Below are 16,492 nucleotides of genomic sequence, written 5' to 3' on the forward strand. Positions count from 1 at the left end.
CTGTACCACGGTAAGAGGGGGGTGAGAGGGAGGTGTGAATCACTCCCGGCCGTCCCATCCCGGCTCGTGCGCCCGGCGGACTACCATCAGCTCATGACCCGTGTACTGCTCGCCGAGGACGACGCGTCCATCTCGGAGCCGCTGGCCCGCGCACTGCGCCGGGAAGGGTACGAGGTCGAGGTGCGTGAGGACGGACCTACGGCGCTCGAGGCCGGGATGCAGGGCGGTGTCGACCTGGTCGTGCTCGACCTCGGACTGCCCGGCATGGACGGTCTGGAGGTGGCGCGGCGGCTGCGGGCCGAGGGCCACAGCGTCCCGATCCTCATCCTGACCGCGCGCGCCGACGAGGTGGACACCGTCGTCGGCCTCGACGCGGGCGCCGACGACTACGTCACCAAGCCGTTCCGCCTCGCCGAACTGCTCGCCCGGGTCCGGGCCCTGCTGCGGCGCGGTGCCGCCGAACCGCCCCAGCCGCCGGCCACCCACGGGGTGCGCATCGACGTCGAGTCGCACCGGGCCTGGATGGGCGAGGAGGAGCTCCAGCTCACCGCCAAGGAGTTCGACCTGCTGCGGGTCCTGGTCCGGGACGCCGGCCGGGTGGTCACCCGCGACCAGCTGATGCGCGAGGTCTGGGACACCACCTGGTGGTCGTCGACCAAGACCCTCGACATGCACATCTCCTGGCTGCGCAAGAAGCTCGGCGACGACGCGGCGAACCCCCGCTACATCGCGACGGTCCGCGGTGTCGGTTTCCGCTTCGAGAAGAGCTGAGCCCTGCGCGATGAGTAGGACGGGGCCATGCGCCGCCGACTGATCCAGTCCACGCTCGCCGTGGTGCTCGTGGTGATCGCCGTCTTCGGGGTCTCCCTGGTCATCGTGGAGACCCGCACGATCAGCAGCACCGCCCAGGAGCGGGTCGACTCCGAGGCGGTGCGGCTCGCGTCCATCGTCGACAGCAGGCTGATCGCGACCGGGGCCGTCACCGCGGACATGCTCCGCGACCAGGTGCCCAAGGACCGGTACGCCGTGATCCGGGTGCCCGGGGAGCGGCCCATCGCGATCGGCGCCAAGCCGACCGGCGACACCATCAGCGCCAGCCGCACGGGCGAGGAGGGCGAGACGGTCACCGTCGAGGAGCCCCGCTCCACGGTGACCCGCGAGGTCGGGCGGACCCTGCTGATCATCGGGGCGGTGGCGCTGCTCGCGGTGATCGCGGCGGTCCTGCTCGCCCTGCGGCAGGCGAACCGGCTCGCGTCCCCGCTCACCGACCTCGCCGAGACGGCCGAGCGCCTCGGCTCCGGCGACCCGCGGCCCCGCCACAAGCGCTACGGCGTCCACGAACTGGACCGGGTCGCGGACGTGCTGGACGCCAGCGCGGAGCGGATCGCCCGGATGCTCACGGCGGAACGGCGGCTCGCCGCGGACGCCTCGCACCAGCTGCGCACCCCGCTGACCGCGCTGTCGATGCGGCTGGAGGAGATCACCCTCACCGACGACCCCGAGACGGTGAAGGAGGAGGCGACCATCGCGCTCACCCAGGTGGAACGCCTGACCGACGTCGTCGAGCGGCTGCTGACCAACTCCCGCGACCCGCGTACCGGGTCCGCCGTCACCTTCGACCTCGACGAGGTCATCCAGCAGCAGCTCGCCGAGTGGCGGCCCGCCTACCGCGGAGTGGGGCGGGCGATCGTCAGCTCCGGCAAGCGGCACCTGGAGGCGGTGGGCACGCCGGGGGCGGTCGCGCAGGTGCTCGCGGCGCTCATCGAGAACTCGCTGATGCACGGGGGCGGCACGGTGGCCCTGCGGACCCGGGTCACCGGGAACCAGGCGGTGATCGAGGTCACCGACGAGGGGGCGGGGGTGCCGGCGGATCTCGGTGCGCGGATCTTCGAGCGGGCGATCAGCGGGCGGAACTCCACGGGGATCGGGTTGGCGGTGGCTCGGGATCTGGCGGAGGCGGACGGGGGGCGGCTGGAGATGTTGCAGGCGGCGCCGCCGGTGTTCGGGCTGTTCCTGTCGCGTACGGCTGCGGCTCGGGCGGCGGAGGCGTCGCCCACGGTGCGGTAGGCGCCGCGGGTTGTTCGGGGTGCGGCGCCTGTTGTGGGCGGTTGCGCAGTTCCCCGCGGCCCTGTTGGGGTGGGGGGTGCGTGTTCGGGTGCGGCCGCGTGGGGGCTTGTCGCGCAGTTCCCCGCGCCCCTATCAGGGTGGCTGGGCGTCGTTGTTTGCCGCGGGTTCGGTGGGGGCTTGTCGCGCAGTTCCCCGCGCCCCTTTAGGGGGTGGCCTGGGCGTCGTTGTTTGGTGCGGGTTCGGTGGGGGGCTACGGCTGTCGGCCGGCCGGCTGGGGAGTGCGGGGGTGGGCCGGGGTCTTCGGGGTGGGGGTGGGGAGGGTGCGGAAGACCCAGGTGCGGTAGGACCAGAAGCGGAACAGGGTCGCGATGCCGATGCCGAGGAACTTGAAGACGTTGCTCTGCAGCGGGGTGTCCCAGTGGAATCCGTACGTCGCCGCGTACAGCACACCGTTCTCGATCACCAGTCCGACCCCGCTGAACAGCAGGAACAGGGTCAGCTCCCTGGTCCGCCCGCTCTTGTCGCGGTCGCGGTAGGTGAAGTACCGGAAGCCCACGTAGTTGAAGGCGATGGCCACCACGGTGGCGATCACGCTGGCCCGTACCACCTGGAGGTCGGTCACATGGCGGACCAGGTTGAACACGCCCAGGTTGACGAGCAGGCCGGCTCCGCCCACGGCGCCGAACTTCACGGCCTCGCGCCACAGGCGTCGCACCAGATCGGAGGAACCACGTCCCATGGAGTGAAAGCCCCCGTCAGTCGGTTTATTCAACCAAGCCATGCTAACCACCCGCCCGCGCCGCTGCCTGTGGACCGGAACACAGGCAGCGGAAACCGGCCGCTCCCGTACGGCCGATACGCTAGGGGTGTGACGTTCCCGGTAGTCGGCATGATCGGCGGCGGCCAGCTCGCTCGTATGACACACGAGGCTGGCATCCCGCTGGGCATCAGGTTCAAGCTCCTCAGTGACACCCCTCAGGATTCCGCGGCCCAGGTGGTGAGCGACGTCGTCCTCGGCGACTATCGCGACCTGGACACGCTGCGTGACTTCGCGCGCGGGTGCGATGTGATCACCTTCGATCACGAACACGTACCCACCGAGCATCTCAGGGCCCTGGAGGCGGACGGCATCCCCGTGCGCCCCGGCCCCGACGCGTTGGTGCACGCCCAGGACAAGGGGGTGATGCGGGCGAAGCTGGACGCCATCGGCGTGCCCTGCCCACGGCACCGCATCGTCACCGACCCCGCGGACGTGGCGGCCTTCGCGGCGGAGGGCGACGGCTTCCCCGTCGTCCTGAAGACCGTGCGCGGCGGCTACGACGGCAAGGGCGTGTGGGTCGTCGACGACGAGACGGAGGCCGAGGCCCCCTTCAAGGCCGGCGTGCCCGTCCTCGCCGAGGAGAAGGTCGACTTCGTCCGCGAGCTCGCCGCCAACGTCGTACGGTCCCCGCACGGCCAGGCCGTGGCCTACCCGGTGGTCGAGTCCCGCCAGGTCGCCGGCGTGTGCGACACCGTCATCGCCCCGGCGCCCGACCTCGACCACGGCCTCGCCCTCGAAGCCGAGGAGATGGCCCTGCGGATCGCCAAGGAACTCGGCGTCGTCGGCCACCTCGCCGTCGAGCTGTTCCAGACCCGCGACGGCCGCGTCCTCGTCAACGAACTGGCGATGCGCCCGCACAACTCGGGCCACTGGACCCAGGACGGCGCGATCACCAGCCAGTTCGCCAACCACATGCGGGCCGTCCTGGACCTCCCGCTCGGCGACCCGCGGCCCCGCGCCCCGTGGACGGTGATGGTCAACGTCCTCGGCGGCGACTACCCGGACATGTACTCCGCGTATCTGCACTGCATGGCCCGCGACCCGCGGCTGAAGATCCACATGTACGGCAAGGACGTGAAGCCCGGCCGCAAGGTCGGCCATGTCAACACCTACGGCGACGACCTGGACGACGTGCTGGAGCGCGCCCGTCACGCTGCCGGCTACCTGAGAGGCACGATCACCGAATGAGCCCGCTTGTAGGCATCGTCATGGGGTCGGACAGCGACTGGCCGGTCATGGAGGCCGCCGCGCAGGCGCTCGACGAGTTCGAGATCGCGTACGAGGTCGACGTCGTCTCCGCGCACCGCATGCCGCGCGAGATGGTCGCGTACGGGGAGCAGGCCGCCGAGCGCGGACTGAAGGTGGTCATCGCCGGCGCCGGCGGCGCCGCCCACCTGCCCGGCATGCTCGCCTCCGTCACCCCGCTGCCGGTCATCGGCGTGCCGGTGCCGCTGAAGTACCTGGACGGCATGGACAGCCTGCTCTCCATCGTGCAGATGCCGGCCGGTGTCCCCGTCGCGACCGTCTCGGTCGCCGGCGCCCGCAACGCCGGTCTGCTCGCCGCCCGGATCCTCGGCACCCATGACGAGGAGCTGCTCGGCCGGATGCGGGAGTTCCAGCAGGAGCTGAACGACCAGGCCACCGAGAAGGGCAGGCGGCTGCGCACCAAGGTCGAGGGGTCCGGCGGCTTCGGCTTCGGGAAGTGACCGCCGTGGGTTCCCTGGACGCGGCCCGCGAGCTGCTGCGCGAGTTCCCCGTGGTCGACGGGCACAACGACCTGCCCTGGGCGCTGCGCGAGCAGGTCCGCTACGACCTGGCCGCCCGTGACATCGCCACCGACCAGAGCGCACACCTGCACACCGACCTCGGCCGCCTGCGCGCGGGCGGGGTCGGGGCGCAGTACTGGTCGGTGTACGTCCGCTCGGACCTGCCGGACCCGGTCCCGGCGACGCTGGAGCAGATCGACTGCGTACGGCAGCTGATCGACCGCCACCCGGCCGACCTGCGGGCCGCGCTGACCGCCGCCGACCTGGAGGCCGCGCGCCGGGAGGGGCGGATCGCCTCCCTCATGGGCGCGGAGGGCGGGCACTCGATCGCCAACTCCCTCGGCACCCTGCGCGGCCTGTACGCCCTCGGCGTGCGGTATCTGACGCTGACCCACAACGACAACGTCGACTGGGCGGACTCGGCGACCGACGAGCCCGCGGTGGGCGGTCTGTCGGCGTTCGGCCGCGAGGTCGTGCGGGAGATGAACCGGCTCGGCATGCTGGTCGACCTCTCCCATGTCGCCGCGACCACGATGCGCGACGCGCTGGACGCCACCTCGGCGCCGGTGATCTTCTCGCACTCCTCCTCGCGCGCCGTCTGCGACCACCCGCGCAACATCCCCGACGACGTGCTGGAGCGGCTGCCCGCCAACGGCGGCGTGGCGATGGTGACGTTCGTGCCGAAGTTCGTGCTCCAGGCCGCGGTGGACTGGACGGCCGCGGCGGACGACAACATGCGCGCCCACGGCTTCCACCACCTGGAGACCACCGCGGAGGCGATGGTCGTGCACCGTGCCTTCGAGGAGCGCAACCCGCGCCCGGTCGCGACGGTCGCCACCGTGGCCGACCACCTCGACCACATGCGCGAGGTGGCGGGCATCGACCACCTCGGCATCGGCGGCGACTACGACGGCACCGCCTTCACCCCGGACGGCCTCGACGACGTCTCTGGCTATCCCCACCTGATCGCGGAGCTGCTGGACCGCGGCTGGTCCCACGCCGACCTCGCCCAGCTGACCTGGAAGAACTCCGTACGGGTGCTGAGCGCCGCGGAGGACGTCGCACGAGGTCTGCAGGCCGCGTGCGGGCCCTCCAACGCCACCATCGAGGCGCTGGACGGCTGACCGGACGGCGGGCGGGGCGGCCGGTCCGGCCGGAGGCCCCGCCCGCGGCCCGCGCGGCCCGTACCGTGGAACCCGGCATCCGCGCGGGGATGCCGGGCTTCGAGGCGGGGGTGGTCATGCGGATCGGCGAACTGGCCCGGCGCACCGGTGTGAGCGAGCGGTCGCTGCGCTACTACGAGACCCAGGGGCTGCTGCCCGCCGAGCGCACCCCCGGCGGGCACCGCGACTATCCGGAGGCGGCCGTGGACCGGGTCGTGCGGATCCAGGAGCTGTTCGCGGCCGGACTGCACAGCGCCCGCATCGCCCACCTGCTGCCCTGTATGCGCGACACCGACGGCGGGCCCTCGGCGGCGGCCACGCCCCGCCTGGTCGAGGACCTCACCGCGGAACGGGAACGCCTGGACCGGATGATCGCCGACCTGGAGCGGTCCCGGGAGACCCTCGACGAGGTGATCGAGGCCGCCGGGGGTAGCTGAACCGGCGGACCCCCGAACGCCCCGTCCACCAGGAAGGCCGTCCGGCCGCGTGCGACGGTGACCGTACAGCGACACCGCGCCACGTACGGAGCACGCCATGGCAGATCTCCAGGACGACCTGCATCCCGCCGCCGAGGTCCCCCCGCTCGACGACCTGCCCCTGGCCGACCCCCACCCCGCCGACCCCCGCTCCGTCCTGCCGCCCCTGCCGCCCCTGCCGCCCCTGCCGCCCACGGACCCCGCCGACCCCGACGCCGGACCCCTGGAGCGCGCCCACGCCGTACTGGCCGCGCACCCCGTGGCCGACGGCTACAACGGACTGCCCTGGGTCCTGCGCCACCTGCCCTGGTACGACCTGGAGCTGGGGGAGGGCGCCGTCGACACCGACCTCCCGCGGCTGCGCCAGGGCCGGGTCGGGGCGCTGTTCTGCGCGCTGCACCTGCCCGAGGGGCTGGCCGCCGACCGGGCCGTCGCCGCCACGCTCGAACAGCTCGACCTGGTGCGCACGGTCGTCGCCGCCCACCCCGAGGGCCTGCGCCCGGCCCGTACCGCCGGCCAGGTCATCGACGCCCGCAACTGCGGCCGGGTCGCGGTCCTGCTGGGCCCCGCCACGGCCGCCGCGCTGGACGACTCCCTCGCCGTCCTGCGGGTGCTGCACGGCCTGGGACTGCGCGTGCTCACCCTGGCCGGCACCTCCTGGGCCAGCGAGGCGGGGCTGACCCGCTTCGGCGAGGAAGTGGTGCGCGAGATGAACCGGCTGGGCATGCTCGCCGACCTCTCCGGCGCCTCCGAGCAGACCATCCGCCGCGCGCTGGCCACCTCCAAGGCGCCGGTCCTGTGCACCCGCTCCGCCGCCCGCGCGCTGCGCCCGCACCCGGCCAACCTCCCCGACGACCTGCTCGCCGAGCTGGGCGCGGCGAAGGGCCTGTGCATGGTGCCGCTGACCGCCGAGCAGACCGGGCCGTCGGTCCGCGACGTCGCCGACCACCTCGACCACGTCCGCTCGGTCGCGGGCCCACACTGCGTCGGCCTGTCCGGCACCTACGACGCCGGCACCGCCCACCCCCAGGACCTCGGCGACGTCTCCGGCTATCCGCTGCTGGTCGCCGAGCTGCTCCGCCGGGGCTGGACCGAGACCGACCTGGCCCTGCTGACCTGGGGCAACGTCCAGCGGGTGCTGCGCAGCGCCGACTCCGCCGCACGGGCGGCCCAGCAGCGCCGGGAGGCGTCCACGGCACGGATCGCGGAGCTGGACGGCTGACACCGGGCCCGGGGCCCGCGCCCGCTCACGGGTGGTCGATCCGGCACAGGCAGAACGGATGCCCCGCCGGGTCGGCGAACACCCGGGCGTCCTCGGTCACCGGGTCCCGCTCCCGCCGCAGCAGCCGGGCCCCCAGCTCCAGCACCCGGCTCTCCGCCGCGTCGACCTCCGCCCAGGTCGCCCCGGCGTCCAGGTCGAGGTGGAACTGCTGGGCGTCCCCGCCCTCCGGGGCCAGGCCGGGGGCCGGAACCCCGGCTCGCGGTTGAAGGCCGGCCGGGGCACGCCCGGCGCCTCCAGCACCACCCAGTCCTCGTCCTGCACGTCAGGAGTGCCGCCCAGGAGCGCCGCCCAGAACCCGGCGAGCGCGAGCGGGTCGGAGCAGTCGACCACGACGGAACGGAAACGGGCGACGGTCATCGCGCCTCCTCCCGGCTCAGCAGGCGCACAGGCAGAAGGGGTGCCCCGCCGGGTCGGCGTAGACCCGGAAGGAGCGCGAGCGGTCCTCCGTGTCGAGCGGCCGGGCCCCCAGCTCCAGCACGCCCTTCTCGGCCGCGTCCAGGTCGTCGACGGCCAGGTCGAGGTGGAACTGCTGGGAATGCCCGGACGAGGGCCACTGGGGCGGTACGAAGCCGGGGGCGGCCTGGAAGGCCAGCTGAAGTCCGCCCGGCGCCTTGAGGTCCACCCAGTCGTCCTCGCCCTCCACGGTGCCGCCGAGGACACCGGCGTAGAAGCCGGCCAGGGCGCGGGGGTCGGGGCAGTCCAGGACGACGACGTCCAGTCGGGCGAGAGCCATGACGTTGCTCCTCGGATCGGTGCTACTGGAGGATCGGCGTTACTGGAAAAACGCCTCATGCGGTAACGCCGTTACTGCATGGTCCCGCATTGGGGGTAACGTCGCAACCATGAACGCGCGCTCGCCCGCACCCGGCGGACTGGAACTGGTCCAGGTACTGGTCAACACGCTGGACCTGGAATCGGGCGCCGACCGGCTGGACACGCCGGAGGGCCGGGACGCCCTGGGGCTGCGGCAGGACGAGGTGACGGCCGCCCGTGAGCTGCGCGAGTCACTGCGGGCGACCCTGCTGGCCCACGCCGGTCACCCCGCGCACCGCACGGTGACCCCGCTGACGGACCTGCTCGCGCCGGCCCCGCTGCGCCTGGCCTTCGACGCCGGTGACGGCTCGGCGGTCCTCACCCCGGCGGGCCCGCCCACCCTCGCCTCCCGGGTCGCCTCGGTCGTCGCCGAGGCGCTGGTCGCCGGCACCTGGGACCGGCTGAAGGCGTGCGAGGCGGCCGACTGCCACTGGGCGTACTACGACCGCAGCCCGGCCGGACGCGGCCGCTGGTGCTCGATGCAGGTGTGCGGGGCGCGGGCCAAGATGCGCCGGTACCGGGCCAGGTAGCGGGGCGGGACGGGAGTGCCGGTTGAGCACTCCTGGGCCGCGGCGCCCCGGCGTGCGGCAGAATGCGGGCAGACGCCGTTTCGGCCGACTGAGCCTCGGCCGAAGCGGCGTCGCCTCGGTCCGGGCCCGCGGAGCCCCGAAGGCGCCCTCGGATCGGGCGCCTCGCGTCGGGCGCCCCCGGATCAGGGCGCCCCGCTCAGGCCGTCGGCCGCCCCATCGCCCGGTACGTCCAGCCCGCCGCGCGCCACAGGGCCGGGTCGAGGGCGTTGCGGCCGTCCAGGACGACCCGGTCCGCCGCGACCGCGCCCAGCGCCGCCGGGTCCAGCTCGCGGAACTCGCGCCACTCCGTCAGGTGCAGCACCACGTCGGCGCCGCGCACCGCCTCCACCGCGGAGTCGGCGTAGCCGAGGGTGGGGAAGAGCCGGCGGGCGTTGGGCATGCCCTTGGGGTCGTAGACGGTGACCTGCCCGCCCTGGAGGTGGATCTGCCCGGCGACGTTGAGCGCGGGCGAGTCCCGTACGTCGTCGGAGTCCGGCTTGAAGGTCGCGCCGAGCACCGCGACCCGCTTGCCGAGGAAGGCCCCGCCGCCCAGCGCCTGCCGGGTGAGCTCCACCATCTGGCCGCGCTGGCGCATGTTGATGGAGTCGATCTCGCGCAGGAAGGTCAGCGCCTGGTCGGCGCCCAGCTCACCGGCGCGGGCCATGAAGGCGCGGATGTCCTTCGGCAGGCAGCCGCCGCCGAAGCCGATGCCGGCCCGCAGGAACTTCTTCCCGATCCGGTCGTCGTGCCCGATGGCCTCCGCGAGCCGGGCGACGTCGCCGCCCGCGGCCTCGCACACCTCCGCCATCGCGTTGATGAAGGAGATCTTCGTGGCGAGGAACGAGTTCGCCGAGGTCTTCACCAGCTCGGCCGTCGGGAAGTCGGTGACCACGAAGGGCGTGCCCTCGCCCAGCGGCGTCGCGTACACCTCGCGCAGCAGCTTCTCGGCCCGCTCGCTGCGCACGCCGACCACGATCCGGTCGGGGTGCAGGGTGTCGTTCACGGCGAAGCCCTCGCGCAGGAACTCCGGGTTCCAGGCCAGCTCCGCGCCCTCTCCGGCCGGGGCGTGCTCGGCGAGGTAGTCGGCGAGCCGGTCCGCCGAACCGACCGGCACCGTCGACTTGCCGACCACCAGCGCCGCCTCCCGCAGGTGCGGGGCGAGCGAGGCGAAGGCCGCGTCGACGTAGCTCATGTCGCAGGCGTACTCGCCGTGCCGCTGCGGAGTGTTCACGCAGACGAAGTGCACGTCGCCGAAGGCGCCGACCTCGGCGAAGTCCATCGTGAAGCGCAGCCGCCCGGTGGAGCCCTCGATGCCGGCGACGTGCTTGCGCAGCAGCTCCTCCAGACCCGGCTCGAACATCGGGACCTCACCCCGCTGGAGCATCTCGATCTTCTCGGGCACGACATCGAGCCCCAGAACCTCGAAACCGAGCTCTGCCATGGCCGCGGCGTGGGTCGCGCCGAGATAGCCGGTGCCGATCACGGTGATCCTGAGGGCCATGGGTACTCCATTGAGTGGTACGGCGGCGGTGCGGGCCCGAGCATAGTCGGGGCACGGGAGTGCTCCCCACCGGGCCGTTTCCCGCTGTCGCCAAGCTCACGTATCACCGGCGTGGGCGGAGGCATAAAATTTGAGTTACTTAACGGTAATTAGCGCCAGCATCACAGCGTCTTTGGAGCGTGAGAGACCTTGGCCGGATCGGCTGACTTCGACCTGTACCGCCCGTCCGAGGAGCACGACATGCTCCGCGACGCCGTCCGCTCCCTGGCCGAGGCGAAGATCTCGCCGTTCGCCACCGCGGTGGACGAGGAGGCGCGGTTCCCGCAGGAGGCGCACGATGCGCTGGTCGCGGGTGATCTGCACGCCGTGCACGTCCCGGAGGAGTACGGCGGCGCGGGCGCCGACGCGCTCGCGACGGTGATCGTGATCGAGGAGGTGGCGCGGGTGTGCGCGTCCTCGTCGCTGATCCCGGCGGTGAACAAGCTGGGCTCGCTGCCGGTGATCATCTCCGGTTCCGAGGACCTGAAGAAGAAGTACATGGCGCCGCTCGCCAGGGGCGAGGGCATGTTCTCGTACTGCCTGTCCGAGCCGGACGCGGGTTCGGACGCGGCGGGCATGAAGACCAAGGCGGTCCGCGACGGCGACCACTGGATCCTCAACGGCGTGAAGCGCTGGATCACCAACGCCGGCGTCTCCGAGTTCTACACCGTGATGGCGGTGACCGATCCCACCAAGCGCTCCAAGGGCATCTCCGCGTTCGTGGTGGAGAAGGGCGACGAGGGCGTCTCCTTCGGCGCGCCGGAGAAGAAGCTGGGCATCAAGGGCTCCCCGACCCGTGAGGTCTACCTCGACAACGTGCGCATCCCCGCGGACCGGATGATCGGCGAGGAGGGCACGGGCTTCGCCACCGCGATGAAGACCCTGGACCACACCCGGATCACCATCGCCGCGCAGGCGCTGGGCATCGCGCAGGGCGCGCTGGACTACGCCAAGGGCTATGTCCAGGAGCGCAAGCAGTTCGGCAAGCCGATCGCGGACTTCCAGGGCATCCAGTTCATGCTCGCGGACATGGCGATGAAGATCTCCGCGGCCCGCGCGCTGACGTACCAGGCGGCGGCTGCCTCCGAGCGGGGCGACGCGGACCTGACCTACCTGGGCGCGGCGGCCAAGTGCTTCGCCTCGGACGTGGCGATGGACGTCACCACCGACGCGGTGCAGCTGCTGGGCGGGTACGGCTACACGCGGGACTACCCGCTGGAGCGCATGATGCGCGACGCCAAGATCACCCAGATCTACGAGGGCACCAACCAGGTCCAGCGCATCGTCATGGCACGCAACCTGCCGTAACGCCGCCACGACCACGACGAGAGGGGCCCCCGGCGTCACGCCGGGGGCCCCTCTCGTGGTCTGCCCGTCGCCCGTCAGTTGCCGGAGACGGTGACCTGCTCGTCGTTGTTCAGCTGCTCGACCAGCTTCTTCACCTTCGCCTTGTCCCAGACGAGGTTGCCGCCCGTGGAGCCGGAGATCGGCATGTTCATGGACTTGCCCTCGCCGCCCGTGACGCCCTTCATGCCCCAGAACATCGACGCCAGGTCGAACAGCCCCATCTCCTTGTCCACGATGAGGGTGTCCAGGCCCGCGCTCATCGTCGGGTACAGCTTGAAGGGGTTCAGCACGGTGCTCGGCGTCGCGGTCTGGTTGGCCAGCGCCGCGAGGAACTTCTGCTGGTTCTTCGTACGGTCCAGGTCGGAGCCGGCCAGCGCGTACCGGGTACGGACGAAGGCGAGCGCCTCCTCGCCGTTCAGGGTCTGCTTGCCCTTCTTCAGGTCCGCGCCGGACTTGGTGTCCTTGATGTCCTGCGGGATGTCGATCTCCACGCCGCCGACCGCGTCCACGATGTTCGCGAAGCCCGCGAAGCCGATCTCGACGTAGTGGTCGATGTGCAGGCCGGTGTTGAACTCCACCGTCCGCACCAGCAGTTCGGGCCCGTCCTCGGCGTAGGCGGCGTTCAGCTTCACCTGCCGGCCCGTGCCCTCGTAGGTCTTGCCGGACTCCGAGCCGACGAAGGTCGGGATCTCCACGTTCGAGTCGCGCGGCAGCGAGATCAGCGTGGGGCCGTTGTCGCCGGTGTGCAGGATCATCATCGAGTCCGTGCGCTTGCCCTCGGCGGAGCCGGTGTGCAGCTTCTTCTTCTCCTCGGCGGACATGCCCGCGCGGCTGTCGGAGCCGACGATGAGGTAGTTCGTGCCCTCGCCCGCCTCCGGCCGGTCGATGACCTTGGACAGGTCGACCTCGCGGTTGAGCTTGGAGTCGGCCCAGAAGTAGGTGCCGACCGTGGTCACCACGAGCACGGTGACGACCGTGATCGCGGTCCACTTGATCCGGCGCCGCCAGTCCGGGGCGGGCCGCTGCCCGCCCGGCCCGTAGCCGTCGTCGCCGCCACCGGGGGGCGAGCCGTAGACCTGGCCGGTGTTGTACCCGCTGTCGTAACCGCCGCCGTAGCCGTCCTGGCCCCGGTCGTCGCCGTACGACTGCTGGGGCGGCACACCGTACGGCGGTGCCGACTGGCCCCCGCCCTGGGGCGCGGCCGGGCCGCGACGGACCTGCCGCATGACGCGCGCGCCCTCCGGCTGCGCGTCGGCGCTGCCGTAGCCGCTGCCGCGGTTGTCGTCGGACCATCCCTGAGGCCAGTTGTTCATGCGCCCCAGTGTGCAGGGAACGGCTGTGCGTCTTACAGGGTCCGGCGGAAATAGCAGCACGGCTGTTGCGAACCCAACACAAAGTCCGACGTCCCGGGCCCCGGCATAAGGTGGAGGCCATGACAGAACAGGTCCCCACAGCGGAAGCGGACACCTCGGACATCCCGGGTAAGCCGACCTCCGCGTCCCGCACCACCCTCAGCCACATCATGACCCACAACGACACCAACCTCCTGGGTACGGTGCACGGCGGTGTGATCATGAAGCTGGTCGACGACGCCGCCGGCGCCGTGGCCGGCCGGCACAGCGGGGGCCCCGCCGTGACGGCGTCCATGGACGAGATGGCGTTCCTGGAGCCGGTGCGGGTGGGCGACCTGGTCCATGTGAAGGCACAGGTCAACTGGACGGGGCGGACCTCGATGGAGGTGGGCGTCCGGGTCCTGGCGGAGCGCTGGAACGAGTCCACCGCGCCCACCCAGGTCGGCTCGGCCTATCTGGTCTTCGCTGCGGTGGACGCCGACGGCAAGCCCCGCCGGGTCCCCCCGGTCCTCCCGGAGACCGAGCGGGACGAGCGCCGCTGCCAGGAGGCCCAGATCCGCCGCACCCACCGCCTGGCCCGCCGCCGGGCCATCATGGAACTGCGCGCGAAGCGCGCGGCGGACGGCATCGAGGACTAGCCCCCGAGGGGGCCTACTTGCACCCCACCTCGTCGCCCCGCACCACCCCGGACCCGCCCTGGGCCGGGGCGGTCGCGCGGACCTTGCGGACCCGTTCGAAGTCCGAGCCCGCGATCACCTTCAGGGTCGCGCCCAGCCCCTTCACCGCCCGCAGCTCACTGCCCGGCAGGGCCGTCGCCAGTGACTTGGCGGAGCGGTCCCAGCGCGGGTCGTAGGCCACCACGGTCCGCCGCACCGTCCGCTCCTCGGCGTTCACCGGCATCCGGCTGGTACGGAAGCCGGTGGACGCCAGCGCCGCGTCCACCCGCTTGCCCAGCCCCGCCGTCCCGGTGCCGTTCTCCACCTGCACCCGGATCTGCTGCGGCGCCACGTCCACCGTCACCGCGTCGCTCCTGCTGCGGTGCGTGGCGAGCGGACGGTCCTCGCGCAGCGCGGCGAAGAGGCCGGCCGCCTTCTCCTGGTCCCAGCGCAGCGTCGAACCGACGCCCTTGACGACGTAGCCCATCCGCCCGATCGGCACCGTGGTGAACTCCGACGACGACGGCGAGAAGTTCCGCATCGCCCGCCCGAGGTCGAGCAGCTCGTCCGTGCCGAACCCCTTGTCCGCCCGCACCGACCCCAGCACCGCCCGGGTCACGTCCCGGAACTTCATCGGGTTCAGCAGGATCCCGGACGACGTCGCCCGCTCCACCAGCGCCGCCATGAAACGCTGCTGGCGCTGCATCCGCCCCAGGTCCGAGGCCCCGTCCACATGCCGCGCCCGGACGTACTGCAACGCCTCGCCGCCCTTGAGGTCGTGGGTCCCGGCGGGCAGGTCGAGACCGGTGTAGGAGTCCTTCAGCGGCTGCGTCGTGCAGATCTTCACCCCGCCGAGCACGTCCACGGTCTTCATGAAGCTGGTGAAGTCGACCTCCAGATAGTGGTCGATCTTCACCTTCGTCATCGCCTCGACCGTCCGCACCGTCAGCTGCGGCCCGCCCTCCGCGTACGCCGCGTTCAGCTTGAGCGGATGCCCGTGGTGCCGCTTGCCGCTGGTGGCGTCGAGGTGGGGCGGCGTCATCGCGTACGAGTCGCGCGGCAGGCTCACCACACTGGCCCGCCTCCGGTCCTGCGAAATGTGCACGATCATGACCGTGTCCGTGCAGTGGCAGGGCGCCCCGCCCAGCCGGTACGCGCGCCGCTCGGCCTGCGAGATCCGGTCCCGGCCGTCCGTGCCGACCAGCAGCACGTTCATCCCGTGCCCGGCGCGCGGCCGGTTCTTCATGTCCTTGAACGGGTCCACCCGCGCGATGTCCGCGTCCAGGCTGGTCACCACCGCGTGCCCGATGCCGGCGGCCGCCAGCACCACCACCGACAGCGTCGTCACCGCCCGCATGGCCCAGCGCGGCCTGCGTCTGCGCGGCACGGGCGGCCGCGGCGGACGTCTGCGGCGCTGAGGGGGACGGGACGCGGGGGATGCGGGCACGGCGACACCTCCGCAAGGGCCGTACTACGGGGACGGGGGATTGTGAGCACCGTAGGCCGATACGATCTCCCGCCCGGTGCACCGCCCCGGGCGGGGCGCAACCGTGTCCCCCGTTCGCGGTAACGTGAGCCCCCTATGAACGCCAATCCCGACGTGCAGCTCCCCGCCGTGTCCGTCATCATGCCCGTCCTCAACGAGGAGCGGCATCTGCGCGGAGCCGTCCAAGCGATCCTCGCGCAGAACTACGCCGGCGAGATGGAGGTCGTGATCGCCCTCGGTCCGTCCACGGACCGCACGGACGAGATCGCGGCCCAGCTCGTCCGGGACGACCCGCGTGTGCACACCGTCCCGAACCCCACCGGCCGCACGCCCGCCGCCCTCAACGCCGCGATCAAGGCGTCCCGCCACCCGATCGTCGTCCGCGTCGACGGCCACGGCATGCTCTCCCCGGGGTACATCGAGACCGCCGTCCGCCTGCTGGAGGAGACCGGCGCGCAGAACGTCGGCGGCATCATGCACGCCGAGGGCGAGAACGACTGGGAGCACGCGGTCGCCGCCGCGATGACCTCGAAGATCGGCGTCGGCAACGCCGCCTTCCACACCGGCGGCACGGCCGGCGCGGCCGAGACGGTCTACCTCGGTGTCTTCCGCCGCGAGGCGCTGGAGCGCCAGGACGGCTACAACGTGGAGTTCATCCGCGCCCAGGACTGGGAGCTGAACTTCCGCATCCGCGAGGCCGGCGGGCTGATCTGGTTCTCGCCCGAGCTGAAGGTGTCGTACCGCCCGCGGCCGAGCGTGAAGGCGCTCGCCAAGCAGTACAAGGACTACGGCCGCTGGCGGCACGTCGTCGCCCGCTACCACGAGGGCTCCATCAACCTGCGCTACCTCGCGCCGCCGACCGCGGTCTGCGCCATCCTGGCCGGGCTGCTGGTGGGGGTCACGCTGAGCCCGCTCGGGTTCCTGATCCCCGGCGGCTATCTCGCGGCGATCGTCCTCGGCTCCGTCCCGGCCGGCAAGGGGCTGCCGCTGAAGGCACGGCTCCAGATCCCCGTGGCCCTCGCCACCATGCACATGTCGTGGGGCTGGGGCTTCCTGACCAGCCCCCGCGCCCTCGCCCGCAAGGTGATCGCCTCGCGCCGTCCCGCCGTGCTCAGCACCGGAAGCTGAGCCCGGCGGTCCACCGCCCGCGACCCC

General features: G+C 72.2%; 16 protein-coding genes and 1 pseudogene. 11 read left to right on the forward strand and 6 right to left on the reverse strand.

The features are described 5' to 3' along the window. The first annotated feature begins 93 nt into the window (after positions 1-93). Both ABT296_RS17620 and ABT296_RS17625 read left to right on the forward strand, forming a co-directional pair. Complete coding sequence (locus ABT296_RS17620; RefSeq protein ID WP_351928142.1) at positions 94-771, forward strand: response regulator transcription factor; 678 nt, start codon at positions 94-96, stop codon at positions 769-771. Positions 772-798: 27 nt separating this feature from the next. Next, a complete protein-coding gene (locus ABT296_RS17625) occupies positions 799-2,067 on the forward strand; it encodes a sensor histidine kinase (protein WP_351928144.1) in 1,269 nt (422 codons plus the stop codon). A 250-nt stretch (positions 2,068-2,317) separates the two neighbouring features. Here ABT296_RS17625 and ABT296_RS17630 read toward each other — a convergent pair whose 3' ends face one another. Then, positions 2,318-2,806 carry a GtrA family protein gene (locus tag ABT296_RS17630; RefSeq protein WP_351928146.1) on the reverse strand — a complete coding sequence of 163 codons (489 nt, stop codon included), beginning with the start codon at positions 2,804-2,806 and terminating at the stop codon, positions 2,318-2,320. A gap of 129 nt (positions 2,807-2,935) precedes the next feature. Here ABT296_RS17630 and ABT296_RS17635 point away from each other — a divergent pair, with 129 nt between their 5' ends. From ABT296_RS17635 to ABT296_RS17655, 5 genes are all read left to right on the forward strand, one after another. Beyond that, a complete protein-coding gene (locus ABT296_RS17635) occupies positions 2,936-4,075 on the forward strand; it encodes a 5-(carboxyamino)imidazole ribonucleotide synthase (RefSeq protein WP_351928148.1) in 1,140 nt (379 codons plus the stop codon). Beyond that, on the forward strand, positions 4,072-4,593 hold the full coding sequence (gene purE, locus ABT296_RS17640) for a 5-(carboxyamino)imidazole ribonucleotide mutase (RefSeq protein ID WP_351928150.1): 522 nt from the start codon (positions 4,072-4,074) through the stop codon (positions 4,591-4,593). Before ABT296_RS17635 ends, purE begins: the two co-directional genes overlap by 4 nt. Beyond that, positions 4,590-5,777 carry a dipeptidase gene (locus ABT296_RS17645; protein WP_351928152.1) on the forward strand — a complete coding sequence of 396 codons (1,188 nt, stop codon included), beginning with the start codon at positions 4,590-4,592 and terminating at the stop codon, positions 5,775-5,777. Before purE ends, ABT296_RS17645 begins: the two co-directional genes overlap by 4 nt. Positions 5,778-5,893: 116 nt before the next feature. Then, positions 5,894-6,253: a MerR family transcriptional regulator gene (locus tag ABT296_RS17650; RefSeq protein ID WP_351928235.1), complete on the forward strand. Its 360-nt coding sequence runs from the start codon at positions 5,894-5,896 to the stop codon at positions 6,251-6,253. 97 nt (positions 6,254-6,350) lie between these two features. After that, positions 6,351-7,514 (forward strand): dipeptidase, encoded by a 1,164-nt coding sequence (locus ABT296_RS17655; protein ID WP_351928154.1) that lies wholly within the window; start codon positions 6,351-6,353, stop codon positions 7,512-7,514. 25 nt (positions 7,515-7,539) lie between these two features. Here ABT296_RS17655 and ABT296_RS17660 read toward each other — a convergent pair. Both ABT296_RS17660 and ABT296_RS17665 read right to left on the reverse strand, forming a co-directional pair. Beyond that, positions 7,540-7,931 (reverse strand): annotated as a pseudogene (locus tag ABT296_RS17660) (VOC family protein). A 16-nt stretch (positions 7,932-7,947) separates the two neighbouring features. Further along, positions 7,948-8,307 carry a VOC family protein gene (locus ABT296_RS17665; RefSeq protein ID WP_351928156.1) on the reverse strand — a complete coding sequence of 120 codons (360 nt, stop codon included), beginning with the start codon at positions 8,305-8,307 and terminating at the stop codon, positions 7,948-7,950. A 109-nt stretch (positions 8,308-8,416) separates the two neighbouring features. Here ABT296_RS17665 and ABT296_RS17670 point away from each other — a divergent pair, with 109 nt between their 5' ends. Further along, positions 8,417-8,917: a CGNR zinc finger domain-containing protein gene (locus tag ABT296_RS17670; RefSeq protein WP_351928157.1), complete on the forward strand. Its 501-nt coding sequence runs from the start codon at positions 8,417-8,419 to the stop codon at positions 8,915-8,917. A 196-nt stretch (positions 8,918-9,113) separates the two neighbouring features. Here ABT296_RS17670 and ABT296_RS17675 read toward each other — a convergent pair whose 3' ends face one another. Continuing rightward, positions 9,114-10,457 carry a UDP-glucose dehydrogenase family protein gene (locus ABT296_RS17675; RefSeq protein WP_351928159.1) on the reverse strand — a complete coding sequence of 448 codons (1,344 nt, stop codon included), beginning with the start codon at positions 10,455-10,457 and terminating at the stop codon, positions 9,114-9,116. 189 nt (positions 10,458-10,646) lie between these two features. Here ABT296_RS17675 and ABT296_RS17680 point away from each other — a divergent pair, with 189 nt between their 5' ends. After that, positions 10,647-11,804 (forward strand): acyl-CoA dehydrogenase family protein, encoded by a 1,158-nt coding sequence (locus ABT296_RS17680; protein ID WP_351928161.1) that lies wholly within the window; start codon positions 10,647-10,649, stop codon positions 11,802-11,804. A 74-nt stretch (positions 11,805-11,878) separates the two neighbouring features. On the opposite strand, the gene ABT296_RS17685 is transcribed toward ABT296_RS17680, so the two are convergent. Then, on the reverse strand, positions 11,879-13,156 hold the full coding sequence (locus ABT296_RS17685; RefSeq protein ID WP_351928163.1) for an LCP family protein: 1,278 nt from the start codon (positions 13,154-13,156) through the stop codon (positions 11,879-11,881). 119 nt (positions 13,157-13,275) lie between these two features. On the opposite strand from ABT296_RS17685, the gene ABT296_RS17690 reads away from it, so the two are divergent. Further along, on the forward strand, positions 13,276-13,833 hold the full coding sequence (locus ABT296_RS17690) for an acyl-CoA thioesterase (RefSeq protein ID WP_351928165.1): 558 nt from the start codon (positions 13,276-13,278) through the stop codon (positions 13,831-13,833). Between the two features lie 13 nt (positions 13,834-13,846). Here ABT296_RS17690 and ABT296_RS17695 read toward each other — a convergent pair whose 3' ends face one another. After that, positions 13,847-15,298, reverse strand: coding sequence for an LCP family protein (locus ABT296_RS17695; RefSeq protein ID WP_502977271.1), 1,452 nt, complete (start codon positions 15,296-15,298; stop codon positions 13,847-13,849). Positions 15,299-15,433: 135 nt separating this feature from the next. Here ABT296_RS17695 and ABT296_RS17700 point away from each other — a divergent pair, with 135 nt between their 5' ends. Next, positions 15,434-16,465 carry a glycosyltransferase family 2 protein gene (locus ABT296_RS17700; protein ID WP_351928167.1) on the forward strand — a complete coding sequence of 344 codons (1,032 nt, stop codon included), beginning with the start codon at positions 15,434-15,436 and terminating at the stop codon, positions 16,463-16,465. Positions 16,466-16,492: the final 27 nt, after the last annotated feature.

Origin of the sequence: Streptomyces sp. NPDC000983, from assembly GCF_040299205.1 — a bacterium.
GTDB lineage: Bacteria > Actinomycetota > Actinomycetes > Streptomycetales > Streptomycetaceae > Streptomyces.